Below are 24,105 nucleotides of genomic sequence, written 5' to 3'. Positions count from 1 at the left end.
TTCTACAAATTGAGTTCTGAGTATGGTAAGATGAACCAAATATTAAAAAGTGGAGGTTTTAGTGTGGATGACTTAATATTTGCCGTTACCATTCTTGGTAGCTTGGTCATTTTTGGTTGTTTTGCTTGGCTTTTCGCATCATTAGGGAAACGTATCCATTTTGAAGAAAAAGAAGCTAGAAAAGACCTAACATACGAAACAAATCCATTTACAGGGTCTGCGAAAAGTACATATAGGAAGTGAAAGTAAGGTCACAACTGGATTTATAGAGATTGATAAAAGCCTAAACAGTTTTGTTTAGGCTTTTATCGTGCGCAAATTGCTGTAATGTTTTTAATGGTTAAGAACTTATTTTAGGATTAATCGCGCTGCAAAATGTTTTTTCGTTTATAATGATAGGCAAAAGAAAGAGATGTAAAGGATGAATATGAGAAATGAATGCAATAGAGCCAATGAGCTATCTTTATACCTATTCATGCCATGAAGACGAACGAGATTTATGTAACATGGAAATGAGGTCTTTTTTTGGATCGGATACAAATGAATCGGTAAAGATAAGCAAAGTGAAAATTGATCCAAGAAGAAGTCCATTTATGAAGGAACGACTTGATATTATCTATAGAGGGAGAACAGTTGAAGAGTTAGCAAAACAAGTAGATGGTTTCAAAATAAACGAGTCATTCAAAGTCATCTTTGTGAAAAATCCTTCTCATTCAAATAAGGAGGCTGTTCGCTTTGAAATGAGGAGGGAGATGGAGCGTAAAATCGGTCTTTTAATAATAGGTGAAGTGGACCTTATTCATCCAACTGTGTTATTTGGGATTATGAAAGTAGACAAAGAGTGGGTTTTTGGGAAATATTATAAAAGTGAAGCCGTGTGGTTACAGCATCAAAATAAGCCTCATCAGTATTCAACAGCGTTAAGTACTCGTGTCGCAAGAGCTGTAGTAAATATCGCTGTCCCTAATTCAACTGGGATAAAAGCGATTGATCCTTGCTGTGGAATTGGAACCGTACTAGTAGAGGCTCTATCAATGGGAATTCATATTGTTGGAAGAGATATTAATCCACTTGTGCTGCCTGGTACTCGAGAAAACATCGCTTATTTTGGTTTTCATACAGAAGTAACTCTTGGAGACATAAAAGATGTGACAGAAAGTTATGATGTTGCGATTATTGATATGCCTTATAACCTTTGTTCAGTACTTGAACCAGAAGAGAAGCTTGAAATGCTAATATCGGCTAAGAAAATTGCGCAAAAAGTAGTTATTGTTACGATTGAACCGATTGATTCGGTGTTAGGAGAAGCTGGATTTGTTCTCATTGATCGTTGCGTCGTTAAAAAAAGCAACTTTTCGCGTCAAGTTATTCTAGCCGAATAGATTTACGATAATATATCGAATTATACTTGCGCAGAATTAAACTGTATGCTATACTACAAATACAACATCTGAAATAACGTTCAGGTAATCGCTGCATCATTTGATGTAGAGGAAAGTCCATGCTCGCACGATCTGAAATGATCGTAGTGTTCGTGCCTAGTGAATAAATAAGCTAGGGCAATCTGGTAAACACTGGATTGACGGCGGGGAAAAACACCTACAGCAGTAATGCCATGGTCGAGTACCCCTGAAAGTGCCACAGTGACGAAGCTCTTTTGGAAACGAAAGAGGTGGAACGCGGTAAACCCCACGAGCGAGAAACCCAAATTTGGTAGGGGAACTATCTCGAAGGAATTGTAACGGAGAGATAGACAGATAGCAATTGTTATCTGTAGATAGATGATTACCACCGGAGTACGAGGGTAAAACCGTTTGCAGTACAAAGGTACAAAACATGGCTTATCGAACGTTAGAACACAGAGTGTTGTACATACGTTATGCTGCGTTGTACGCTACTATATTTCTTTGATTAGGGAGTTCATGCTAAATAAATGTATGAATGATGAACAATCTGTAGATATATGCTTAGCGGCACATGCGGCAATACATAATTACTCTTTTAACATTTCATCAAATAACGGTGAGGTGTTTTTTGTTATTTTTTTAAAATGGATTGACATCTTAATTCTGATGTGATAAATAAAAATAGAGGTTAGCACTCGGTCTGTTAGAGTGCTAAATATCTTGATTCACTCTATTGATTTATATTTAGGTACATGAAAGGAGAAAGAACAATCATGGCAAAAAAGCAGTTTAAAGCAGAATCAAAGCGATTATTAGAAATGATGATTAACTCTATTTATACGCAAAAAGAAATATTTCTAAGAGAATTGATTTCTAATGCGAGTGATGCGATTGATAAAATGTATTACAAGGCTTTAACAGATGAGACGATTACCTTTAATCAAGACGATTATTACATAAAAGTGGCCGCAGACAAGGAAAAGAGAACGCTGACTATTTCTGACACTGGGATTGGTATGACGAAGGATGATTTGGAAACAAATCTAGGAACGATTGCCAAAAGTGGTTCACTGGCATTTAAAAATGAAAACGAGATTAAAGATGGTCACGATATTATCGGTCAATTTGGAGTAGGCTTTTATTCAGCGTTTATGGTAGCTGATGTTGTAACAGTCACTAGTAAAGCAGTTGGCAGTGATAAGGCTTACAAGTGGGAATCTGATGGTGCTGATGGATACACGATCGAAGAAATAACGAAAGATTCAGTCGGAACAGAAATAACGATTAAAGTAAAAGACAATACAGAAGATGAAAGTTATGATGAATTTCTAGAAGACTATCGTTTAAAAGCCATTATTAAAAAGTACTCTGATTTCATTCGCTACCCAATTAAAATGGATGTGACTCAAAAGAATCGTAAAGAAGGCACAGAAGATGAGTGGGATGAGTATACAGAAGAGCAAACGATTAACAGCATGGTGCCAATTTGGCGAAAAAATAAAAATGAACTCACAACAGAAGATTACGAGAATTTTTACCAAGAAAAACATTATGGTTTTGATAAACCGTTAAAGCACATTCATATTAGTGTAGATGGTGCGGTAAGATACAACGCCATTTTATATATTCCGGAAAACATTCCGTTTGACTACTATTCTAAAGAATTTGAAAAGGGATTAGAGCTATATTCAAATGGCGTGTTAATTATGGACAAGTGTGCAGACCTGCTCCCTGATCATTTTAGCTTTGTAAAAGGAATGGTCGATTCTGAGGATTTATCTCTCAACATTTCTCGTGAGATCCTGCAGCATGATCGTCAGTTAAAACTAATTGCAAAAAATATTAAAAGCAAAATTAAAAGTCAACTGCAAAGCTTGCTGAAAGAAGAACGAGAAAAGTACGAGCAATTCTACAAATCCTTTGGAAGACAGTTGAAATACGGTGTATATACGGACTTCAGCAGCAAAGATGCTTTGCAGGATCTGTTAATGTTCTACTCTTCCAAAGAAAAGAAAATGGTCACATTAGAGGAATATGTATCTAGGATGCCAGAGGATCAAAAGTATATTTACTATGCTGCTGGTGAAACACACGAACGAATTGAAAAATTACCACAGTTAGAGCTCGTTACAGATAAAGGTTATGAAGTATTATACTTTACAGAGGATATCGATGAATTTGCCATTCGAATGTTATCAAGCTACAAAGAGAAAGAATTTAAATCAGTTTCAAGTGGCGACTTAGGAATTGAAGAAGATGAAAATCAAGAAACAACGAAATCAGAAGAAAACGAGCATAAAGAACTATTTGATTCCATGAAACAAATTTTATCTGGGAAAGTAACCGATGTCAGAGTGTCCAAACGTTTGAAAACCCACCCTGTTTGTTTAGCAACAGAGGGAGAAGTATCGATCGAAATGGAAAAAATTCTTCAAGCTATGCCTGACAATCAAAACATTAAAGCGAGCAAAGTATTAGAAATTAATATGAATCATGAAGTCTTCCAATCACTAAAGAGAGCATTTGAAACAGACAAAGAAAAGCTAAACCTTTACACAAATCTTTTGTATAACCAAGCCTTGCTTATTGAAGGTTTACCAATTACTGATCCTGTTGAATTCACAAATGATGTGTGTAAAATTATGATCTAATTTCTTTTGAAAAATCCCTGTCCTACCGACTACTCGGTAAAGATCAGGGATTTTTCTGTTTTTTCCATTATTATCTAGTCATGAACGAAAGAGTGTGAGATAGTATATAACAACAAGATGATAAGGAAGGTGTTCAAGATGGAAGATGTCGTTCAGGCGAAATGGTTACATAATGAATTGAGAAATAACCAAGCAAACTATGTAATCGTAGATACTCGTTTTCAGTTAGCAGATTCAGAAGCAGGAAGAAAAGCATATGAAAAAGGACATTTACCAGGATCTTTCTATGTAGATCTCGAACAGGATTTATCATCTCCAATTAGGGAACACGGCGGAAGACACCCGTTACCAAAAGTAGGGGATTTAGCATTAAAATTAAGCAATATAGGAATCGACAAAGATACAAAAGTCGTTGTATACGATGATCAAGGTGGAATGGTTGCATCACGCTTTTGGTGGTTGTTGAAGCATCTTGGCCACAAAGAAGTAGCTCTTCTTGATGGAGGATTCTCAGCTTGGGTAAAAGAAGGCTATGAATTGACAACCGACATCCCAGAAATAAAACCAAAAACATTTCAGATACAATTGAACGTGGCGTTTTCATTCGTAAATGCTAGTGAAATATTGGAAAAATTAAATGATAAAGATCGTATTTTAATAGATTCTAGAGAATCAAATAGATATAAAGGAATCGAAGAGCCAATTGATCCTATTGCAGGACACATACCTGGGGCTATAAATTATTTTTGGAAAGATGTTTTATCGCATGACGGAACGTGGAAAAAAAGCGAGGAACTAGCTAATCATTTTTCTGATCTCCCTAAGTCAAAAGAAATCATCGTTTATTGTGGATCAGGAGTATCGGCTTGCCCGAATGTATTAGCTCTAAAAAAAGCTGGATTTTCAAATGTAAAGCTTTATAGCGGAAGCTGGAGTGATTGGATCACTCACAAAGATTACCCAATTGAAACAACCGATTAGGAACAAACCTAATGTCAGCTTGCCTTTTAGTTGAAGCGCTTACCGCTTTTACTCTATAATAAAGGAAATACATATGTGGAGGTAAATGATGTCAAAAGAAAGCTCATTCGATATTGTTTCAAAAATTGACATGTCAGAAGTGACAAATGCTGTTACAATGGCAACGAAAGAAATCCAAAATCGTTATGATTTTAAAGGTAGTAAAAGTAGTATTGCCCTTGAAAATGAAGAACTTGTTTTAGTTTCAGATGATGAATACAAATTAGAGCAATTAAAAGATGTATTGATTAGTAAATTGATTAAGCGCGATGTCTCTATTAAAAATTTAGATTATGGGAAAATAGAGGGAGCATCAGGTGGGACCGTACGTCAAAGAGCAAAGTTAATTCAAGGAATTGATAAGGAACAAGCGAAGAAAATTAACACGATTATAAAAAATAGTGGTGTAAAAGTAAAAAGTCAAATACAAGATGATCAAATCCGAGTGACTGGAAAAAAACGTGATGACCTACAAGCTATCATTGCTGCTATTAGAGGAGCAGACTTGTCAATTGATGTGCAATTTATTAATTATCGCTAATATAAATATGTAAAAGCAGAAGCTATGCCTTTTATACGAGGGCATAGCTTCTGCTTTTTTCTATTAGAAAGTATCTTAAACTAACCTTAGATGGATAAATATTCATTTAAGTAAAAACACATACTACCATTAAGTCCATATTGGAGGTTCAAAAGATGTATCGTACCATGACTAAAATAATCCTATCACTTATAGTAATTAGCTTTCTTATTATATGTAATGAGGCTTTAATGGAAGCAAAGCCACAAGATGACAAACAAATTGATGAATTCATTCAAGGAAATAATTATCTCCCAGCAAAGGAAGCAATTAATCGTTTTGAAAAAGAGCAAGGAAAAGAAGTAAGTCTGCCGAAAAAGTTACCGTTTCGCCCGACTCATAAATTTGGTCAGTTGACAATAGAAGGGGATTTAAGATTACATTACTTACGTGTCTTCAATAAACCACATCAAGATTTTATCATTTCAGTTTTGGCACCAGAGAGTAAAATTGAAAAACACATAACTTCGGAAGAGAAGGTTGTAACCCTAAAAGACGGAACGAAGGCTTATTTCCAAAGCAGTGATCACATTCATACGTTAGTGTTTAAGAAAAAGGGGTGGGGGTATCTACTTACCGGTAGTATAAAGCAGTCTAAAGATTATGATTTGGAAGGCATAATGGAAATTGCTGAATCCATTTAGAACTAGAAAAAAGCCTGCTGAGTTCGTTCTCAACAGGCAGCAATTTAGTTCATGACTTCTTCTAATGTTAGTTTTTCAATTAGCCTTTCAGCTAATGCGCGGTATTCATCAGCTAAAGTAGGATCTTGTGTTATTAGTACAGAAGGTTCACCATCAGCCTGCGGGTTCGCAAGTGGAATAGATGCCAATAATTCTGTATCTAAATTTGAGGCGAGAGTACTTCCGCCTCCTTTCCCAAATAAATGATACTTTTCATCTGAATGAGGCGGCGTGAAGTAAGACATATTTTCTATCACGCCTATGATCGTATGATTCGTTTGTTTAGCCATCATTCCAGCTCGTTCAGCTACATGAACGGCATTTGGGTGAGGCGTAGTTACGATAATCTCTTGGCACTTAGGTAATTTATGATGCAAGTCTAGAGCTACATCTCCTGTACCTGGAGGGAGATCTAAAATGACGTAATCTTGTTTCCCCCAAATGACATCGTCAAAAAAATGATCAATCATTTTGCCAAGCATGGGACCGCGCCAGACGACAGGGTCATTGCCTTTTAATAAAAATCCCATCGACATGACGGTAATATTTTCATGTCCAACTGGAATGATTTTATTATTCATTGTTTTTGGCTTCGAATCAATATTTAATATTTTAGGTACGCTGTATCCATAAATATCTAAGTCAATAAGAGCTACTTTTTTTCCAAGGTTCGCTAAAGATAATGCAAGGTTAACGGCGACGGTTGATTTACCTACTCCACCTTTTCCACTTGTAATCGCAATAACATTTCCGCTTAACAATATAATCACTCCTTTAGTAATAGAGTAACGAATATACAGTTACAAAACTGTGATGATGATCACTTCTATGATTATTTTAGACAAAAAAATGAGACTGACATATTGTCAACCTCATTTCGTCTTACATTCTGCAAATTTCTAATGGGCAGTTTTCGCAGTGACAAATATCTTTTAATGCATCGAGATCCCGAATGATAAGATACCCTTTTTCTTGAGCAAGAATTTCCTTTCCTCGTAAGTCTGAAAGCATTCGATTAACGCTTTCTCTTGTTGCCCCAATGTATTCTCCTAGTTCACCATTTTTTACTTTCTTTGTAAGACGAATTCCGCCACTGAAAGATTCTCCATATGAATTGGCCATACGGATTAATGTTGAACAAAGGGCACCCAGTTTGCCATGAAACGTGAGATCACGAAGTTTTGACTGAGTAATCTGGTTTAATAAAGAAGTCCATTTCAAGAATTCAACAGCAATTTCCCCATGTTGCCATAAAAGGATTTCCAAGTCTTTCTGTTGGATCACTCCTATAACACAATCCGTTAATGCCATTGCATTATAGCTATAATTGATAGACATGAAGCTACTCAGTTCACCAAATAAGTCACCATTATCAAACATATTTAATATATATTCTTTTCCATCTGAAGTAGCTTTTGTTAATTTTACATTACCTTTTTTTATATAAAACAGCTTATCAGCTGTGTCACCTTCCCAAAATAAATACGTACCTGCTTCAACATGTTGTTCATACATAATTTCAGTAAGTGCTGTTAATGTTTTATCTGAAAGATGAAATGTATTTTGATTAATAGTCCGATCTAACGTTAGTTTTGTCATAATAAAACCCCTCCTAACAACTGTTAGCTTCATTATAGAAGAAAACGAAAATGAAAAATGTGATAAAAATCACACTTAAACAAAACTAGGCACTTATTTTTCAAAAAATAAAGTGTGACACACTTAACAGTATTAATCTTCAATTCGTTTTATAGTGGGTGTACAAGGAGGTGAAACCCTATGGAGCTAACTGGTGTCATATTAGACAGTGAAAGTTACAAAATAGATAATGATCAATTAATTAGTTTACTAAAGTTAGGTGAGGAAACGTTAATCGAGAGACAAGTAAAAGAAATGAAAAAGGTTTGTAATGAAGTGATTCTTGTCACAAATAATCCATACGTATATTTGCCTATGTTCGGAAACAGTATCAGGATTATCACAGATTACTTTAAAGGAGCTGGTACATTAAGTGGTATGCATGCTGCGTTATCCCTGGCAAAGAATCAGTCCTTGTGGCTTGTAACATCAGACATGCCATTTCTTAGGTCAGATGTTGTAACTAGTATGGTAGAACTAAAAAACAACAGTGGGGTTCAATTGATCGCACCGGAATGGAATGGAAATTTGCAATTGTATCATGGAGTTTATGACCGATCGTGTTTGGATGTTACAAAAGAATTAGTAGAAAATAATCAAGTGGGACTAATGAAGATCCTAGAGAAGGTTTCATTTAAAGTTATGAATCTAGATGGATTAAGTGATCAAACAATTAAAGATCAAATGTCTTACTCTTTCCGTATTCGAAATTGTGAGGACTATCAAAAGGTTTTACAGTTGAGAAAAGATCATGCTTATTAATTTAATATGATAGAAAGCGAGAGACCTGGAGAGATCAAAAAAGGTATCTCGTTTTTTGTTTTTTGACTAGTTGTTCATAAGTTTGTCATCTTGAATTTTTGAAATGTGATCAACGTCACAGTTAATTGTAGTTAGAAAATCTACAATGAACATATCAAATTAAGTGTTACAAATAAGGAGTGGCAACATGAGCGAGATTGAAAAATCATTTTATTCAAAAGCGAGTATGTATTCATTTGTCGTAGTTATGATCTTAATTTTCTTAATGTGGGTTGGTACCGGACAATTTTCTCATGTTGATATGATGTTGTTTGGCTATCTCATTTCATCTTTTGTTTTTGCTATTGGGATGACCATTCGTTTATGCGCATGGGCTGTGAGGCCAGCTACCCATCAAGTTTTAAAAAGAAGTTTCAGCAATATGAAGAAGAAAAAGAGAATGAAGAGGAATTGGAAGGCGATTGCAAAAACAGCCTTTGACAACATAATTCTTCAAAAGTTTATTTTCAAACGTGGAATTTATAGAGGCATTATGCACTGGTTGATTGCATGGGGCTGTATTGGATCGTTTGCGATTACATTTGGATTAACGTTTGGATGGATCCATTTTAAGCTTATCGATCCAACAACTTATCAAATTGTTGTAATGGGAATTCCGACTATTTCGATGGCTGCAAATGGACTATTTGCTGAGCTAGTGTACAACGGATTGAACATTACTGCCATGATGGTATTAATTGGTGTAACGATGGCGCTTATTAGACGTTCGAAAAATCAAGATGTTAAAGTGACACAACGTATCGAGTTCGACTTAGTCCCATTATATGTCCTTTTATGGGTTACGGTATCTGGACTATTACTAACTGTTTCATATAAATTTTTAGGTGGATGGATGCACAACTACCTAGCTCTCATACACCAAATTACAGTTGTTATTTTCTTAGTATATTTCCCATTTGGGAAGTTATTCCATCTTCCGGTAAGACCGTTAGCAACAGCGGTCCCAATGAACTATCAAGAAGTAGTCGGTGTTGATACGAGAGAGTGTAAATCATGTCAATCACCTTATAGTAATGATGACCAAATTAATGATGTGAAAGAAATACTTGGAGTACAAAGTTTTGACTTGCAGCTTGCTGATGGTTCGTATTTAGCTGATTACTGCCCAAGCTGCCGTAGAAGAATTCGTGTGATGAAGCAATTAAATATCAATTCAAACTTACCTTCTCCAAATGGACCGATTCAAACAAATAATGGAATTCATATTCCTGGGTTCGGTCAAAAGAGAGATGATTCTTATTATGAGAAAACGGGGGACGAATAAATGAGTGAATTTCTTGTCAAAGACGGTGTGAAGAATTTACAAAAGCCAGGTGAAAAACTTGTCACAACCCATTGTTGTTATTGTGGGATGCAGTGCGGAATGCATATCCGAGTAAATGAAAAGTCAGGGAAAGTCGTAGGGGTAGAGCCAAGGTATGATTGGCCGGTAACACTCGGGAAAATGTGTCCAAAAGGGGTAACCGCTTATCAAACGGTTAACCACAAGGAGCGAATATTAAAGCCACTTATTAAAAAGAATGGTCAGTTTGTTGAGTCAAGTTGGGAAGAAGCGTATGACTTAATTGAGAAGAATTTCAAACGACTTCAAGCTGAGCACGGGAAAGACGCAGTTGGGGTATTCGGTGGAGTATCGATGACAAACGAAAAATGCTATTTAGTTGGGAAATATGCTCGTGTTGGTCTTGGTACAAGATTCTTAGACTACAATGGTCGCTTCTGTATGTCATCAGCGGCTGGTGGATTAATGAAAACATTAGGTGTTGACCGTGGATCGAGCCTGCCGTTACCAGAATTCGAGCATACAGATTGTTTGTTTATGGCTGGATCAAATACAGCTGAATGTCATCCGACAATGATCCAATGGTTATGGAAAGCAAAAGATAAAGGTGCAAAGTTAATTGTAGCCGACCCAAGGGAAACACCAACAGCTCGTGTAGCTGACGTTCACTTAGATTTAAAACCAGGATCTGATTCGGCCCTAGCAAACGGCATCATGCATTTGCTTGTAGAAGAAGGTTATGTCGACGAAGAGTATGTAAACGAAAGATGTAATAACTATGAAGAATTAAAAGCGATGGTGAAAAAGTTCACCCCTGAATTAACAGAATCAATTACTGGAGTAGCGAAAGATAAAATTATAAAAGCTGCTCGTATATACGGAAAGTCTCCGCGCTCGATTGTAACGTTTTGCCGAGGGATCGAACAACAAAATAAAGGGGTAGACAACGTTACTCTTTACACATCTATGGCATTGCTCAGAGGACAGATTGGAAAATTCGCTTCAGGTGTAGCAACAATAACAGGTCAAGGAAATGGGCAAGGCGGTCGGGAGCATGGACAAAAAGCTGATGCACTACCTGGATACAGAAAAATTGATAACACTGAACATGTCAAGTATGTAGCTGGCGTATGGGGAATCAAACCTGAAGAAATGCCAAAAGCGGGTGTGTCTGCTTACGAGATGTTTGATGAAATCCAAAATGAAAACATTCGTGCGATGCATATTATGTGCAGTAATCCAGCTGTATCTGCACCAAATCTAGAGCACATTTGGAGTGGTTTAAAAAAGCTAGAGTTTTTAGTCGTAAGTGATTTCTTCTTATCAGAAACAGCTGAATTTGCTGATGTCATTTTGCCAACGACGACTTGGGCAGAAGACGAAGGAACAACGACGAATTTAGAAGGCCGTGTTATTCGTGTACGAAAAGTTACGGAGCCTATAGGTGAAGCAAAAACCGATTGGGAAATTATGCGTGATATCGCAAAGAGAATGGGAAAAGGAAAATTCTTTAATTATGAAAATCCTAGACAAATTTTCGAAGAATTACGGATTGCATCAAAAGGTGGAAAGGCAGATTACCACGGGATTACATGGGAGCGTATTGATAAAGAAGATGGAGTGTTTTGGCCTTGCCCTTCCGAAGATCATCCTGGTACACCAACGATGTTTAAAGAAAAATTTGGAACCGAAGACGGAAAAGCAAACTTAGCGGCTGTTGATTGGGCAGAACCTGGTGAAACACCGACGAAAGAGTATCCACACATTTTAACAACGGGTCGGGTCGTCTTTCACTACCTATCAGGAACTCAAACGAGACGTGTCGACTTTTTAATGGAGCAATGCCCGTTGCCATATATTGAAATGCACCCTGAACTGGCTAGTCAGTACAACATTTCAAATAAGGATAAGGTGTTAATCACGAGCCCGCGTTCCAATATGACAGTTGAAGCTAGAATTACAAAGGCAATTCGTAAAGATACAGTATTCATTCCTTACCACTGGGGGAAAGAACTTGCTGCGAACCAATTAACGAATCCGGCCCTAGATCCTGTTTCTAGAATGCCAGAATTCAAAGTAGCTGCAGTAAAATTAGAAAAAGTATAAATCAGAAGCTAACTGGGGGAACTTCCAATGAATAAAATTATGTACCTTGAATTTGAACGATGTATCGGCTGCCGTGCATGTCAAGCGGCATGCCGAGAGTGTGGAGATCACGATGCCAAAGAACGGAATTATGTAGAGTACATTGACTTTACTGAAAGCAGACAAACATTTCCAATGATGTGCATGCAATGTAAAGATCCCGCTTGTGCAAGAGTGTGTCCAGCCAATGCGATCCAAATTACAGAAGAAGGTGTTGTCCTTTCTGCGATGGATGAAAAATGTATTGGTTGTCGTAATTGTACATTTGCTTGTCCATTCGGAATTCCTAAGTTTGATTTTGAGGAAAACAAAATGTACAAATGCGATATGTGTTACGACCGTTCAAAATATGACATTGCTCCAATGTGCGCATCTGTTTGTCCGAGTGAAGCAATTCGTTTCATTGATTTTGAAGAGATGCAATCATTACGCAGACGTCGTACACAAATGAATTTAATTGAAGGCAAGAAGCCGAGTGAAAATGATAAGTGGAAATATGTACCTGAATTTTTCGGAGTGTATTCAGACTAGAGAGGAGGTCCACAATGACTGATAAAATACAATGTAAGAGAGAAAAAAACCAAAGCAAAGACGATATGATTAATTTAAAGGATAATGTTAGTCGTTATGATGACTTAAAATTTAATCGAAGAGCCTTTTTGAAAACTGCAGTCGGTGCAACTGTAGCACTAGGTCTTTCAACCCTGCCATTTTCCGTAAAAGCGTTTTTGGGAGATTTTGAAGAGGAACGAGAACTTGTTGAAATTGCCAAATTAGATGACGTACCAAAAGGCTCATCCATTACCTTTAATTACCCAACTGAAAAAGACCCAGCGCTTTTAGTTCATACAAAAGCAGGTGAATTAAAAGCATATAACAGTGCTTGTACTCACTTAATGTGTCCCGTTTTTTATGAAAAGGAAAGCGAAGTACTGCTTTGCCCTTGCCACCAAGGATACTTTGACTTAAATAATGGTCATCCAATAGCTGGACCTCCACAAAGAGAGCTGCCATTGATTGAAATTGAAGTCCAAAATGGTATCGTATATGCAGCGGGAAGGAAGATTCGACATGGCTAAAACGATTTGTTGGACCATTATCTTCATTGCATTAGCTGTAAATGTTGTGATGTTACAATGGACCATTGAAGCGTATCTAGGTTTAGAATTTGACCTTGTATTTCGTAACACCATCGTTGCACTCATCTCTTCAGTTGTAGCCTTACTAACGATGTTTAAATGGAGAAAAATTGAATATAAATAAGAGAAGGAAGCCTGCTATATTAGTTAGGCTTCCTTTATGTAGTTATTACCATTAATATTAACTATATAGTAATAATCCAATTTACTTCCTTTTCTATAAATGTTAGGCTATATAAAGTTAACTTAAAATTGTGAGGAGGGAAACAATGGAAAAAAAAGAACAAAGAATGGTCCGTTTCTTTGAACAGTTAAGTGCAGAAAATAAACAATTAATGTTTTCAAAAGGAACGAAAATAAAGGTGCAGTCAGGTTTTGTTCTTTTTTCCGAAGGAGATACCCCAAAATACATTTATTTAGTGTTGTCAGGGTTGATTCGGCTAAGCAAGATGACTTCGGACGGGAAAGAATTCTCCTTGAGCCTTCTTCAAAAAGATGAATTAGCCGGAGAAGCAGGCTTATTTAATGAATTATCTGTTGCTGTTACAGCGACAGTAGAGGAAGATGCCGAATTGATTCGTTACGATCGTTCGATGATCGAGAAGTTATTTATTGAGAATGGAGAACTGGCTGTAGCCTTTATGAAGTGGTCAGCTATCCAAAATCAATCAACACAGTCTAAATTCCGTGATCTTATTTTGTGTGGTAAAAAGGGTGGTTTGTACTCAACGCTTATACGTTTTAGTAACTCTTATGGAGAAGAGCATGATAAAGGCATCTTAATAAATGTAAATTTAACAAATGTGGAGATTGCCAATTATATCGGTACAACTCGTGAAGGTGTAAACCGCATGATGAATGAGTTAAAAAAAGAAGAAATCATTTTTTATGAGAACAATCACATTGTTCTCCGTGATATTCAATATTTAAAAGATTTTTTGCAATGCGGCGATTGCCCGGTTGAAATATGTACGATTTAGAGAAGCAGTTAGTTAGGGTTACCTTGCTAACTGTTTTTTCTATTATATAAACTTCGGATTCGTAAAAACAAAAATAGGATTGCTTAAATGTATGTAATAGAAGTTAACATATATATTAAAGTCCGCTTTTAAATCAAAAGCAATACCCTAGAAAGAACAAGCTTTTTACGGTTTTAAATGGGTATTTAGCTAAAAACTACAAATCAAATAGTTTGTAATAATACCTGACAATGTAATAGATAATTTATAATTTTTAATCTAGACTTTACTCTATGCTAATCATAAATATGTAAAACAAATATATCTTTAAACAGCTAGAGGAGGGTTACAAATGCAAGCTCGAGGACAAAAAGCTGCATTAGTATTATCAACCGTTGCAATGGTGATTTCATTTGCCGTTTGGTCGGTATTTTCACCAATTGCATCGACTTTACAAGAACAATATCAATTAACAGAGACCCAAAGAAGTTTTATTATTGTCATACCAATTTTATTAGGATCCATTATGCGTATTCCGATGGGAATTATTGCAGATAAATATGGCGCAAGAAAAGTATATACGTTAACGATGCTTTTTAGTGTGATTCCGATGTTTGCTGCAGGTTTTGCAAACTCCTATGGTGCTTTACTCTTTTGGGCATTTTTTATCGGGATGGCAGGTACAACGTTTACAATCGCGATAACGTATGTGACAAAATGGTTTCCAGCTGAGAAACAGGGTTTGGTTTTGGGGATTATTGGTATTGGTAATTTAGGGACAGCCGTTGCATCCTTTACAGTTCCTTCAATCGTGAATCTTTTTGGATTACAATGGGCTTTTTGGGGACTGGCGTTTGCCCTTAGTATCATGACCGTTATTTTTTGGTTAGGAACAAAAGAATTACCAAAACCAAAAGAAGTCAAGACATTAAAAGATGCACTTTCTGTTACAAAATATAAGGCTACATGGTTACTATCGTTATACTACTTTTTAACTTTTGGTGGATTTGTTGCCTTTAGTTTTTATTTACCCACTTTACTGCAGGAAACATTTCATTTTTCTTCTGTAAATGCAGGGTTAAACGTAGCAGTCTTTGTTGTAGCAGCTACCTTAATTAGACCGATTGGTGGATATTTGGCAGATAAATTGGGTGCAAACCAAGTCATTATGGTTCTCTTTAGCGGAATCATTTTAAGTGCATCAATCATGGCTCTTACTTTGGATAATTTCTCTGTTTTTAGTATCAGCTGTATAATGATGGCTCTTTTATTGGGAGCAGGGAATGGTGCAGTTTTCAAACTTGTTCCGGCTGTTTCTCCCAATAATACAGGAGCTGTCACTGGAATTATTAGTGCGATCGGTGGAATTGGAGGTTTTTTTCCGCCACTTGTCATGGGGTTAGTAAAAGAAGTAACGGGAACATATAGTGCAGGTTTTATCTTTTTAGCTCTTTTTGCCGCAGGTTGTTTAATGGTTAATGTTTTTTCTATGATCCGTACAAGTAAGATTACATTTCGAGCGAACAACGTAAATGAAAGCTAGTCAATTTAGAGGGCACTGAAAGGTAAAACTTCAGTGCCCTCTTCGATATTCAATAATAAAGAGGGAAAATAACTTAACAGCTAGAATCACGGTGATGCTGCTTCCCTCATCCATTGAATTTCAGTTTGAAGAGTTATCCCTTCACCTTTTGGAATTTCTACAATAAAGGGGAAATTAGTTAACAAGCTTAATGTGAGAAGTTCACGAAGTTGCTCCTCTTTGATTTGGCCAAATAATAGGTTTGCGTGTCGATCCTTTCGAGAAGAGAAAGGGTATTCTGATTTAATATAGTGAATGGCTCGAATACTGACATAACTTCCAAAGTGCATAACTTCTCACCTACTTACTAACAATAGATTCATTTAGTATGAGAGGAACAATGTACATTCATTCATTAAACAAAGGAAAATGAGGTGTAAAGATGAACGAAGGTCAATTTTCTCGAAACGCTCCTATTGTTGAAACCATAACTCATGGCATGGGTTATTTTGGGGACCTGATGCTCGGTTCGGGCATCTACCTGGAGTTATTAGAACACGCGTTGGTTATGCCGGTGGGACAAAAACAAACCCAACCTATAGACAAATGGGTGACCACACAGAAACGGTCGAAATCGATTTTGACCCTTCCATTTTTGACCAATTGTTAACTATATTTTGGAGTAACCATTCCCCACGTAAGGTTGGTTATGGTGGTCGACAATACATGTCTCTATTTTTGTATCGAAATCAACAACAAAAGGATCGAGCTAATCTAGTTAAAAATAAGTTGGAAGAGCAAATGCAAAAAGAAATTGAAACTGAAATAAATCCATTTGATCAATTTTTTCTTGCAGAAGATAAACATCAAAAATATTACTTAAAACGATATAAACAAGCCTATGAATCCGTTCTTCGTCTATTTCAGTCGCAAGATGCATTTGTAAATTCGACTTTTGCTGCTCGCTTAAATGGCTTTGTACGTGAATTTGGAAGTTTATTAGAAATAAAAGAAGAGATTCATCATTGGGAACTTAATGACAATGAAATTGAATTGTTAAAAGAAACATTAACCAAATTGAAATGGTAAGGGTGAACGCTAATGGAGGAATGTGCAACATTTGCAGGGGGTACTTTTGGTTTATGATGCGTCCTTTTTCTGAGTTGCCAGAAGTAACGGAACCAGCAGGTTGGTATGTAACCAAACCGGCTGATTACAGAAACGCCGGTTTGGTTTTTTAGGCTGCGATTTGTTTCTCATTCTTTCTAAAATACCATTTTAAAAATGGTGGGACAAACATAATGATAATAAGTATACGTACAAGTTGAAACGCACTAACAATGGCTGGATCTGCACCCACAATAGAGGCAGTTAATACCATCTCAATTAATCCACCGGGAGCTATGCTTAATGTGGCTGTTGCTAAATCTAATGTTGTTATTTGAGCTAACAAAATTCCTAAACCAAAGGAGATGGTAATAAGACTTAGAGACACCCCTAAATAAACAACGCTATATTTCCCACCCATTTTCAAATCAGTGAAAGAGATGTTTTTTCCAAGACCAATTCCTACGGCAATTTGAGCAAGGATTAAGAAGGTGTCAGGAACAGTTGCTAAGTCAACAATACTTATATTCAAGAGCGCTGTTATCACGAGCGGACCAATGACTATTCCTGCAGGGATTTTATTACGACAAAACAACCCAGCAACGACAGGAAAAACAAACAATAGATAATTCCAATCCACAAATACAAACCCTTCTGACTGAGACAAAATAGCAGAAGGTGAACCTGATTGAGAAAAATAAAAGATGATTGTTGTCGGAACAACAAATAAAACGGTAATTAAGCGAACAGTTTGAAATATGACAACCAATGAGGATTTGGCATTAAGAGCCTCACTAGCAATTACCATTTCGGTTAATCCACCAGGTATAGAACCAAATACACTTGTTATTTTGTCAACATTGATCCACTTCGTAATAACAATGCTAATAACGATACTTGCAGCGATTAGAGCAACAGTTAATACAATAAAGGATAAAAAATATGGTCCTATGGTCGAAAATGTTTGGAGTGTAAAATACATTCCAAAATAAATTCCAAGAACAATTAACCCACTGTTTTTCACTGAACTTGGCCAGTGCGCTTGGCGTTTCGTGAAACCTTGCCAAAGCATGACGAACGTCAGTGATCCTAACACCCAAGGCAATGGTAGATTAGCTAAGTTAAATAGATAGCCGCCGATAATACCAATAAGAAATGTTTCCAACAAACGTAGGATACTACCTGTTTTCATAGAAAAACCCCTTTTTAATAAACAAGGATATACAAATTGTACCATATATACATCCGTTTCGCCTGTCGAAATAATTCAGAACTATAATGATCTAGGCATGAACATTGCTTCTTTACTAGATGTTCGTTAAAATATATTTTGGTAAATAAAAGAAAAGCAGGAAGAAGGTATTTTCATGATTAATCGTACCGTTTTAGTAAAGTTTGCAGACACTACAACCCCAGAGCAATTACAAGAAGTTGTAAATCGCTTTAAAGCGCTAAAAGACCACTTGACTGGCATTCTTGATCTTCAAGCTGGGCTTAATATTTCTGAGAAAAGCAAGGATTACCAAGTTGTACTAACTGTTCGATTTGAGGACAAAGCTGCACTTGATGCATATGTAGAAAACGCAGAACACCAAGCAGTGGCTGCTTTTATAAGAGAAGTTGGAAGAGTAGACAGCATTGGTGTTGACTTTGAACTTTAAGAAAGAAATAGATTCCAACACAATTAACGGGTTCAGTTTCGGGAGGGAAAACGTGAATTTACAAGCTAAATATTTAACAGCTCATTTAGCATTCCTATCCCAACCAAATTAACACTAAAATTGGCATACAAACATACTAACATTAGTAGTACAGACCCCGGCCAGGGTTTGTGCTACTATTTTTTTATAGTAGAAGTGAAGTAAGGTCGAACACCCCCTGGGGAGACCATTAATGAGTCCGTATATTAAACCGGCCAACTTCACACCCTTATCTGAATCAGTTTAGTATGTTGGGTCCTTAAGAGATCGAGTAAAAGAAAGTGGAATCGAAGGCAATGTGATGGCTTCTATGATTGGCAAAAGAAGGAGAAATGAACATGAAACATGTACTGGCATTCGATGTTAGTATGGGAAAAAGTACTGTTGCACGGTTTAAAGAGTTATTCTTTAGTACTATTATATAGGAGTAACTAGTTGGATAGTGAATAAGCCAAGTTAAAAAAGTCGGTTCCTTACTTAACAGGGACTCGACTTCTTGATTTTTCTTTCTAAATTTTAGTGGAATTATTTCGATTTACCATTGTTGGACGAACAGAAACCATTCGTTTAGAAAAGGTAAAAATGCTTGGGGAGGCTTAATTAATCCCGTTAAATCAGATATCAATATATTTGTAAATGCGTTTACTGTCACAAATTTTTCTAACCAGCCTTTTGTCATTGAGGTTTGGTTTAATTCAAAACCTCCCGGGAAACCACAAATTTCAGATCATGTTACCCCTACAAACACCACTCTTTCTCCTCTCCCGCAGCCCAAATCAAAAACCGCATTTGCTGAACTTGTGAAAGGTTTTCCGAAGAAAGGGATAAATTCATTTAAACGAATTGTATCACCAAATAGTACGTTGGCGAGTGATGAGGATGGAAAATTCATTTTTCCACCAGGTGGTTCCTTTGTTTTCTTTTTAGTTTCACCAAATCATAAAATCATTGATGCAGAAGTGGCATTCGGTTGGTTTGAGGAAAAAGTCTATGAAAAGCACTGTAATAGTAAAGGGAGGAGGAACAAAAATCGAAAAAAAAAGTAATAAAAATCGGAGCCATTTATCCTCTCACTGGTCCTTTGGCTGCCGTCGGAAGAGACATTCGACAAGCCATCGATTTGGCTGTTGATATTGTAAATAAGCGATTCGATTTACCATTACCGTTAGCACGTTCGAAAGGCCTTCCCTTATTAGGAAATCGAAAAATCAAAGTAATTTACGGAGATTCCCAAGGAAACCCTGCGATTGGCCGGGAAGAAGCAAGACGGTTGATTGAAACAGAAAAAGTTGTTGCACTGATCGGTTCTTATCAAAGCAGTGTAACCCTGCAAGCTTCGACCGTGGCAGAGGCGGAAAAAGTTCCTTTTCTAACTCCAGAATCCTCAGCACCATCTCTTACAGAGCGAGGCTTTCGTTGGTTTTTTCGATCAGCGCCAAATGATCGTTTATATACGGAGCTTTTCTTTGAATTTTTTTGTTTTTTAAGATCTAAAGGAATAGATGTTAAGCGTTTTGGTATATTGACTGAAGATTCCATTTTTGGATTAGAAGCGGCAAATATTGAAATGGAACACATCCATGAATTTTCGGGTCGACTTGTTGCACTTGAAATGTACACTCCGCCAGTTAATTCCTTATTGGCTGAACTGAGTAGAATTCGAAAAAGGAACGCACAAGCTGTCTTTGGACAGCAATTTTTAGCAGACGCCATTCAAGTTGTTCACGATTTGAAGACATTAAATTGGTTTCCGGATGGTCTTGTTGTGCAAAATGCAGGGTGCACGATTCCCGAATTTCTAGAGACAATTGGGGAAGATGGAAATTACATTATCAGCCGTGTTGCCTGGGCACTTGGTTTAGGAAGAGTAAAGCCAATTGTCACGGAAGTCAATAACATTTACCGTGCAAGGTATGGTCAAGATATGGATGAAACCAATACTCGGAGTTTTACAGGATTGCTAATTTTAGCAGATGCAATCAATCGAGCAGGAAGTACAAATAGAAATGATATAAGAAGAGCTCTTCGTCATACAAGAATTCGAGGTGAAAGGCTGATCATGCCATGGCGTGGTGTTCTCTTTGATTCGAATGGGCAAAACATACTGGCGGATGCATTATTGGCTCAAGTTATAGATCAGGAATATAAGATTATATGGCCATTATCTCTTGCCGAAACAAAAATTGTGTGGCCAGCACCTTCATGGGATGAGAGGTGATAAAGTAGACCCCCTCAAATCATAATCGGGTCTATTTTTTCGCAAATCAATAATTTCTCATATTATTATCATCATTCACCATAACACACGTTGAGGTAGTAGCGTTGATAGAGTTGAAATAGCTATGTGAGAAGGGGATTTAAAAAACTGGCTTCCCAATATATTGGGGATGCCAGCTTTTTTAAGTAGAAAGTTTTAAAAACAATTTTTCTTAAGCCTGAGGAGGTAAAAAAGACTAAGTAAATTCAGGTGTAATTTACGGATTACTTTCTCTATATTCGGAAGTAGAGAAGTAAGCAAAATTGTTAATAACTTTTTCATTTTATCGCGCCTCCTTATTCTTTAGTTTGATCTAAGTAGGATAATATAACTCCGAAATTATTTAGTTTAAAATGGCAATTTTAAGATAACCCTGAAGATAATGTATCTCGGTCTATGGCTTCAGGAGGTTGCTCCATCCATCCTTGATCAATCATAATTTCCGCTCCATCCTCAAGGTACAAGCCAATATTCATTAAAAAGCGAATATATGTTGTGCCGAGATCATGCCTGGCCGAAACAGATAAACCATTTCCATAATGGCGTATCTTCATTGAAAACATGTCAATTTTATGTTGCATCATTAATTTATCCGAGAAAGGTGAAGAGGTAGTCGTTGTCACTAAATGATCTAAAAGCGGAGGGGACGGTAAATTCTCTTTTTCAAGTATTTTTGAAAAACTTTTGATATGTTTATTTGTGATATCTCTACCCCTAACCATGTATTCCCTAACTTTTTTCAATTGAGTAACTTGACTAAATCCAGTTAATAAGGCTTTACTAGTCACATTACTTTGAATAATGTCGTAAAGATGGGTAATTTCGATTGCTGAGAGAGGTCTAACAGTTCCTAACACTCCATTTAAATAATTTTGTTTTTTTACGAAATCAATTGTTTTTGGTGTAGGTATATATGGTGGTTTCTCTAAATAACCTTTTTTATCTAATATGTCATTGATTTGATTTGTTAATTTCAATGTGGAATCAAGACATTTCGTGAAGAAATCTCTCATGTCTAATCTAACCATAATTGGAACAGCTACTCCATAAAGGTTTAGTCCCGCTTTACAAGCATATTTTAGGTAATGCAGATAAAACTCATCGAGAAATAATCTAGGAGCGCCTAAATTCACATCCTCTTCCGTTAAACCTTTTGGGAGAGGAAATTGCTCTTCCTTAAATTTCTCAGTAATTGTTTGCACGAACTCTTTACTTAGATTTAAAGCATTATTAACCACTATTTTAATATCAGGATCTTCTATATGTTGAATAAAATAACTCAGAACGCATATCGATTTTGTATTCCCTATGTAAGAAACCCATAGTTTTGCAATTTCTGCTGATGTCAATTTACCAGAACAATTACCCATTGATTTTTTACTCCTCGTAGCTTTTATTGTTTATACCAGATAGATATTGTTTTATTTGTATTAATGTATATTCTCCCCTATCTATAATAAATTTATTGCACTAAAATAGAATAGAAAGACATTCATATTTCCATAAAAAACTGTAATAAGAAGCAAAAACAAATCGTTCGCATGTTACCTTGAGTTGGAATAATACATTTACAGAAGTAGACACTAAAAGAGCTGCCCTTAAGAAATTAAAGGGGTATTTTATAAAAAGTAATAATTTGTTAATACTTTATAGGAATTGTGTGGATACATCGGACTATAGTAAAAAGGAGCTGCTATGACAAAGACAGAGTGTAATTCAACCAATGAAGCAGGATGGAATTTAGATAACAGTTATGCACGATTACCTGAATCTTTTTTTTCAAGCATCGATCCAAACCCTGTTCGTTCACCAAAGTTAATTATTCTAAATGAGAAACTAGCAGCATCGTTAGGACTGAATGCCGAGGCTCTTCAGAATGATAGCGCTCTAGATATATTGGGCGGAAATCGTTTTCCTGATGGTTCTATTCCACTAGCACAAGCTTATGCAGGTCATCAATTTGGACATTTTACGATGCTAGGAGACGGGAGAGCCTTGCTAATAGGCGAACAAATTACTCCCCAAGGTGAACGGTTTGATATTCAACTAAAGGGGTCAGGTAGAACACCATACTCTCGCGGCGGCGATGGTCGAGCGACTCTTGGACCAATGCTTCGAGAATATATTATTAGTGAAGCAATGCATGCTTTAGGCATTCCTACAACACGAAGTTTAGCGGTGGTGACAACCGGAGAGTCAGTGATCCGTGAAACGAAACTTCCTGGTGCCATTCTATCTCGTGTAGCAGCTAGTCATCTTCGTTTTGGCACGTTTCAATACGTTGCAAAATGGGGCTCAATTGACGAACTTAAGACGTTAGCAGACTATACATTAGATCGGCATTTTCCAAATGTAGAGACGGGGGATAATCAATATCTTTCCCTACTAAAGGAAGTAATAAAACGTCAGGCTTCATTAATCGCGAAATGGCAATTGGTTGGTTTTATTCATGGTGTCATGAATACAGACAATATGACTCTAAGTGGAGAGACGATCGATTATGGACCCTGTGCTTTCATGGATACATTTGATCCGGAAACGGTATTTAGTTCTATTGATATTCATGGTCGTTATGCATATGTTAATCAACCAAAAATTGGTGCTTGGAATTTAGCAAGATTTGCTGAAACTTTATTGCCATTGTTACATGACGATCAGGAAAAGGCGGTTGAATCAGCCCAGGACGCCATTTCAGAATTTCCAAATGTGTTTCGTGATATTTGGCTTTCTGGAATGAGAACGAAACTAGGTTTATTTAATAAAGAAGAACAGGATGAATCTTTAATTGAAGACCTACTTAGCACAATGCAGATGTATCGTGCTGATTATACGAATACCTTTATTGCATTAACCTTTGAAAATCTTGCGGATTCCATTCTGTTTGGTAAAGAGGAATTTGATCAATGGTACGAGAGATGGCAAGAAAGATTAAGCAGGCAGCAAGAATCAAAAGAGGAATCGCAGCAATTGATGAAAAGAAACAACCCTGCTATCATTCCTCGGAACCATCGGGTAGAAGAAGCGCTAGAAGCTGCAGTGGAACAAGGAGACTATAGTGTAATGGAGAGACTTCTTAGCGTGCTTTCTGATCCGTACGCACACTCTTCTAAGCAAATAGATTATTCAAAGCTACCTGAACCATCAGTTCGCCCTTACCAAACTTTTTGTGGAACTTGATAAAAGCCATTTGATAA

At 36.6% G+C, this 24,105-nt stretch carries 24 protein-coding genes and 1 other RNA gene; 20 read left to right on the top strand and 5 right to left on the bottom strand.

The features are described from left to right. The first annotated feature begins 63 nt into the window (after positions 1–63). The 7 genes from AC1FXP_RS01350 (at position 64) to AC1FXP_RS01320 (ending at position 6,301) form a co-directional block, all read left to right on the top strand. Positions 64–243, top strand: coding sequence for a hypothetical protein (locus tag AC1FXP_RS01350; protein WP_480058135.1), 180 nt, complete (start codon positions 64–66; stop codon positions 241–243). 191 nt (positions 244–434) lie between these two features. Next, the gene (locus AC1FXP_RS01345; protein WP_480058134.1) at positions 435–1,382 is read left to right on the top strand and encodes a TRM11 family SAM-dependent methyltransferase; all 948 of its coding nucleotides are present in this window, start codon (positions 435–437) and stop codon (positions 1,380–1,382) included. Between the two features lie 76 nt (positions 1,383–1,458). Further along, positions 1,459–1,849, top strand: an RNA gene (gene rnpB / locus AC1FXP_RS01340) — RNase P RNA component class B. Positions 1,850–2,179: 330 nt separating this feature from the next. After that, positions 2,180–4,057, top strand: coding sequence for a molecular chaperone HtpG (gene htpG / locus AC1FXP_RS01335; protein ID WP_480058133.1), 1,878 nt, complete (start codon positions 2,180–2,182; stop codon positions 4,055–4,057). A gap of 138 nt (positions 4,058–4,195) precedes the next feature. Continuing rightward, positions 4,196–5,038 (top strand): sulfurtransferase, encoded by an 843-nt coding sequence (locus AC1FXP_RS01330; RefSeq protein WP_480058132.1) that lies wholly within the window; start codon positions 4,196–4,198, stop codon positions 5,036–5,038. 88 nt (positions 5,039–5,126) lie between these two features. Continuing rightward, positions 5,127–5,618, top strand: a complete 492-nt coding sequence (locus AC1FXP_RS01325; RefSeq protein ID WP_250097587.1) for a YajQ family cyclic di-GMP-binding protein — start codon at positions 5,127–5,129, stop codon at positions 5,616–5,618. 155 nt (positions 5,619–5,773) lie between these two features. Next, entirely contained in the window at positions 5,774–6,301 is a 528-nt protein-coding gene (locus AC1FXP_RS01320) for a hypothetical protein (RefSeq protein ID WP_480058131.1), read from the top strand. Positions 6,302–6,345: 44 nt separating this feature from the next. On the opposite strand, the gene AC1FXP_RS01315 is transcribed toward AC1FXP_RS01320, so the two are convergent. Next, positions 6,346–7,101 (bottom strand): Mrp/NBP35 family ATP-binding protein, encoded by a 756-nt coding sequence (locus tag AC1FXP_RS01315; protein ID WP_480058130.1) that lies wholly within the window; start codon positions 7,099–7,101, stop codon positions 6,346–6,348. 121 nt (positions 7,102–7,222) lie between these two features. Further along, a complete protein-coding gene (locus AC1FXP_RS01310) occupies positions 7,223–7,939 on the bottom strand; it encodes a Crp/Fnr family transcriptional regulator (RefSeq protein ID WP_480058129.1) in 717 nt (238 codons plus the stop codon). Between the two features lie 180 nt (positions 7,940–8,119). On the opposite strand from AC1FXP_RS01310, the gene mobA reads away from it, so the two are divergent. From mobA to AC1FXP_RS01270, 8 genes are all read left to right on the top strand, one after another. After that, the gene (gene mobA / locus AC1FXP_RS01305; RefSeq protein WP_480058128.1) at positions 8,120–8,740 is read left to right on the top strand and encodes a molybdenum cofactor guanylyltransferase; all 621 of its coding nucleotides are present in this window, start codon (positions 8,120–8,122) and stop codon (positions 8,738–8,740) included. 187 nt (positions 8,741–8,927) lie between these two features. Then, a complete protein-coding gene (locus AC1FXP_RS01300) occupies positions 8,928–10,064 on the top strand; it encodes an MFS transporter (protein ID WP_480058127.1) in 1,137 nt (378 codons plus the stop codon). After that, the gene (fdhF, locus tag AC1FXP_RS01295; RefSeq protein WP_480058126.1) at positions 10,065–12,188 is read left to right on the top strand and encodes a formate dehydrogenase subunit alpha; all 2,124 of its coding nucleotides are present in this window, start codon (positions 10,065–10,067) and stop codon (positions 12,186–12,188) included. A gap of 27 nt (positions 12,189–12,215) precedes the next feature. Next, complete coding sequence (locus AC1FXP_RS01290) at positions 12,216–12,758, top strand: 4Fe-4S dicluster domain-containing protein (RefSeq protein ID WP_034633364.1); 543 nt, start codon at positions 12,216–12,218, stop codon at positions 12,756–12,758. A gap of 14 nt (positions 12,759–12,772) precedes the next feature. Further along, a complete protein-coding gene (locus AC1FXP_RS01285; protein ID WP_480058125.1) occupies positions 12,773–13,306 on the top strand; it encodes a QcrA and Rieske domain-containing protein in 534 nt (177 codons plus the stop codon). Next, a complete protein-coding gene (locus tag AC1FXP_RS01280; RefSeq protein WP_250097596.1) occupies positions 13,299–13,490 on the top strand; it encodes a hypothetical protein in 192 nt (63 codons plus the stop codon). The genes AC1FXP_RS01285 and AC1FXP_RS01280 overlap by 8 nt, the downstream gene beginning before the upstream one ends. A 145-nt stretch (positions 13,491–13,635) precedes the next feature. Further along, positions 13,636–14,346: a Crp/Fnr family transcriptional regulator gene (locus AC1FXP_RS01275; RefSeq protein ID WP_480058124.1), complete on the top strand. Its 711-nt coding sequence runs from the start codon at positions 13,636–13,638 to the stop codon at positions 14,344–14,346. A gap of 331 nt (positions 14,347–14,677) precedes the next feature. After that, positions 14,678–15,868 (top strand): MFS transporter, encoded by a 1,191-nt coding sequence (locus tag AC1FXP_RS01270; RefSeq protein WP_480058123.1) that lies wholly within the window; start codon positions 14,678–14,680, stop codon positions 15,866–15,868. A gap of 86 nt (positions 15,869–15,954) precedes the next feature. Here AC1FXP_RS01270 and AC1FXP_RS01265 read toward each other — a convergent pair whose 3' ends face one another. Beyond that, a complete protein-coding gene (locus tag AC1FXP_RS01265; protein ID WP_480058122.1) occupies positions 15,955–16,197 on the bottom strand; it encodes a hypothetical protein in 243 nt (80 codons plus the stop codon). Positions 16,198–16,396: 199 nt separating this feature from the next. Between AC1FXP_RS01265 and AC1FXP_RS01260 the strand changes: the two genes are divergently transcribed. After that, positions 16,397–16,936, top strand: coding sequence for a peptide-methionine (S)-S-oxide reductase (locus AC1FXP_RS01260; protein WP_480058881.1), 540 nt, complete (start codon positions 16,397–16,399; stop codon positions 16,934–16,936). A 148-nt stretch (positions 16,937–17,084) separates the two neighbouring features. Here the strand turns inward: AC1FXP_RS01260 and AC1FXP_RS01255 are convergent, their stop codons facing one another. Next, positions 17,085–18,146 carry an AbrB family transcriptional regulator gene (locus AC1FXP_RS01255; RefSeq protein WP_480058121.1) on the bottom strand — a complete coding sequence of 354 codons (1,062 nt, stop codon included), beginning with the start codon at positions 18,144–18,146 and terminating at the stop codon, positions 17,085–17,087. Between the two features lie 175 nt (positions 18,147–18,321). Here AC1FXP_RS01255 and AC1FXP_RS01250 point away from each other — a divergent pair, with 175 nt between their 5' ends. The 3 genes from AC1FXP_RS01250 (at position 18,322) to AC1FXP_RS01240 (ending at position 20,872) form a co-directional block, all read left to right on the top strand. Further along, positions 18,322–18,615, top strand: a complete 294-nt coding sequence (locus tag AC1FXP_RS01250) for a Dabb family protein (RefSeq protein ID WP_480058120.1) — start codon at positions 18,322–18,324, stop codon at positions 18,613–18,615. Positions 18,616–19,178: 563 nt separating this feature from the next. Next, the gene (locus AC1FXP_RS01245; RefSeq protein ID WP_480058880.1) at positions 19,179–19,700 is read left to right on the top strand and encodes a DUF6143 family protein; all 522 of its coding nucleotides are present in this window, start codon (positions 19,179–19,181) and stop codon (positions 19,698–19,700) included. Beyond that, positions 19,700–20,872: an ABC transporter substrate-binding protein gene (locus tag AC1FXP_RS01240; protein ID WP_480058879.1), complete on the top strand. Its 1,173-nt coding sequence runs from the start codon at positions 19,700–19,702 to the stop codon at positions 20,870–20,872. The genes AC1FXP_RS01245 and AC1FXP_RS01240 overlap by 1 nt, the downstream gene beginning before the upstream one ends. Before the next feature lie 401 nt (positions 20,873–21,273). Here the strand turns inward: AC1FXP_RS01240 and AC1FXP_RS01235 are convergent, their stop codons facing one another. Then, entirely contained in the window at positions 21,274–22,281 is a 1,008-nt protein-coding gene (locus AC1FXP_RS01235) for a DUF3231 family protein (protein ID WP_480058119.1), read from the bottom strand. A gap of 325 nt (positions 22,282–22,606) precedes the next feature. Between AC1FXP_RS01235 and AC1FXP_RS01230 the strand changes: the two genes are divergently transcribed. Then, entirely contained in the window at positions 22,607–24,088 is a 1,482-nt protein-coding gene (locus AC1FXP_RS01230) for a protein adenylyltransferase SelO (RefSeq protein WP_480058118.1), read from the top strand. Positions 24,089–24,105: the final 17 nt, after the last annotated feature.

It is taken from the genome of Halalkalibacter sp. HAAS-P013, assembly GCF_056619925.1.
Note: the sequence above shows the minus strand (reverse complement) of the source record. Positions and strands in the feature narration are given on the sequence as shown.

Bases quoted from the DNA above. Each gene is read 5' to 3' on its own strand.
- AC1FXP_RS01250 (WP_480058120.1), top strand. From the start codon at position 18,322: ATGATTAATCGTACCGTTTTAGTAAAGTTTGCAGACACTACAACCCCA.
- fdhF (WP_480058126.1), top strand. From the start codon at position 10,065: ATGAGTGAATTTCTTGTCAAAGACGGTGTGAAGAATTTACAAAAGCCA.
- AC1FXP_RS01255 (WP_480058121.1), bottom strand. From the start codon at position 18,146: ATGAAAACAGGTAGTATCCTACGTTTGTTGGAAACATTTCTTATTGGT.
- AC1FXP_RS01265 (WP_480058122.1), bottom strand. From the start codon at position 16,197: ATGCACTTTGGAAGTTATGTCAGTATTCGAGCCATTCACTATATTAAA.
- AC1FXP_RS01310 (WP_480058129.1), bottom strand. From the start codon at position 7,939: ATGACAAAACTAACGTTAGATCGGACTATTAATCAAAATACATTTCAT.
- AC1FXP_RS01290 (WP_034633364.1), top strand. From the start codon at position 12,216: ATGAATAAAATTATGTACCTTGAATTTGAACGATGTATCGGCTGCCGT.
- AC1FXP_RS01280 (WP_250097596.1), top strand. From the start codon at position 13,299: ATGGCTAAAACGATTTGTTGGACCATTATCTTCATTGCATTAGCTGTA.
- AC1FXP_RS01330 (WP_480058132.1), top strand. From the start codon at position 4,196: ATGGAAGATGTCGTTCAGGCGAAATGGTTACATAATGAATTGAGAAAT.
- AC1FXP_RS01300 (WP_480058127.1), top strand. From the start codon at position 8,928: ATGAGCGAGATTGAAAAATCATTTTATTCAAAAGCGAGTATGTATTCA.
- AC1FXP_RS01320 (WP_480058131.1), top strand. From the start codon at position 5,774: ATGTATCGTACCATGACTAAAATAATCCTATCACTTATAGTAATTAGC.
- AC1FXP_RS01230 (WP_480058118.1), top strand. From the start codon at position 22,607: ATGACAAAGACAGAGTGTAATTCAACCAATGAAGCAGGATGGAATTTA.
- AC1FXP_RS01275 (WP_480058124.1), top strand. From the start codon at position 13,636: ATGGAAAAAAAAGAACAAAGAATGGTCCGTTTCTTTGAACAGTTAAGT.
- AC1FXP_RS01270 (WP_480058123.1), top strand. From the start codon at position 14,678: ATGCAAGCTCGAGGACAAAAAGCTGCATTAGTATTATCAACCGTTGCA.
- AC1FXP_RS01285 (WP_480058125.1), top strand. From the start codon at position 12,773: ATGACTGATAAAATACAATGTAAGAGAGAAAAAAACCAAAGCAAAGAC.
- AC1FXP_RS01325 (WP_250097587.1), top strand. From the start codon at position 5,127: ATGTCAAAAGAAAGCTCATTCGATATTGTTTCAAAAATTGACATGTCA.
- mobA (WP_480058128.1), top strand. From the start codon at position 8,120: ATGGAGCTAACTGGTGTCATATTAGACAGTGAAAGTTACAAAATAGAT.
- AC1FXP_RS01235 (WP_480058119.1), bottom strand. From the start codon at position 22,281: ATGGGTAATTGTTCTGGTAAATTGACATCAGCAGAAATTGCAAAACTA.
- AC1FXP_RS01345 (WP_480058134.1), top strand. From the start codon at position 435: ATGAATGCAATAGAGCCAATGAGCTATCTTTATACCTATTCATGCCAT.
- htpG (WP_480058133.1), top strand. From the start codon at position 2,180: ATGGCAAAAAAGCAGTTTAAAGCAGAATCAAAGCGATTATTAGAAATG.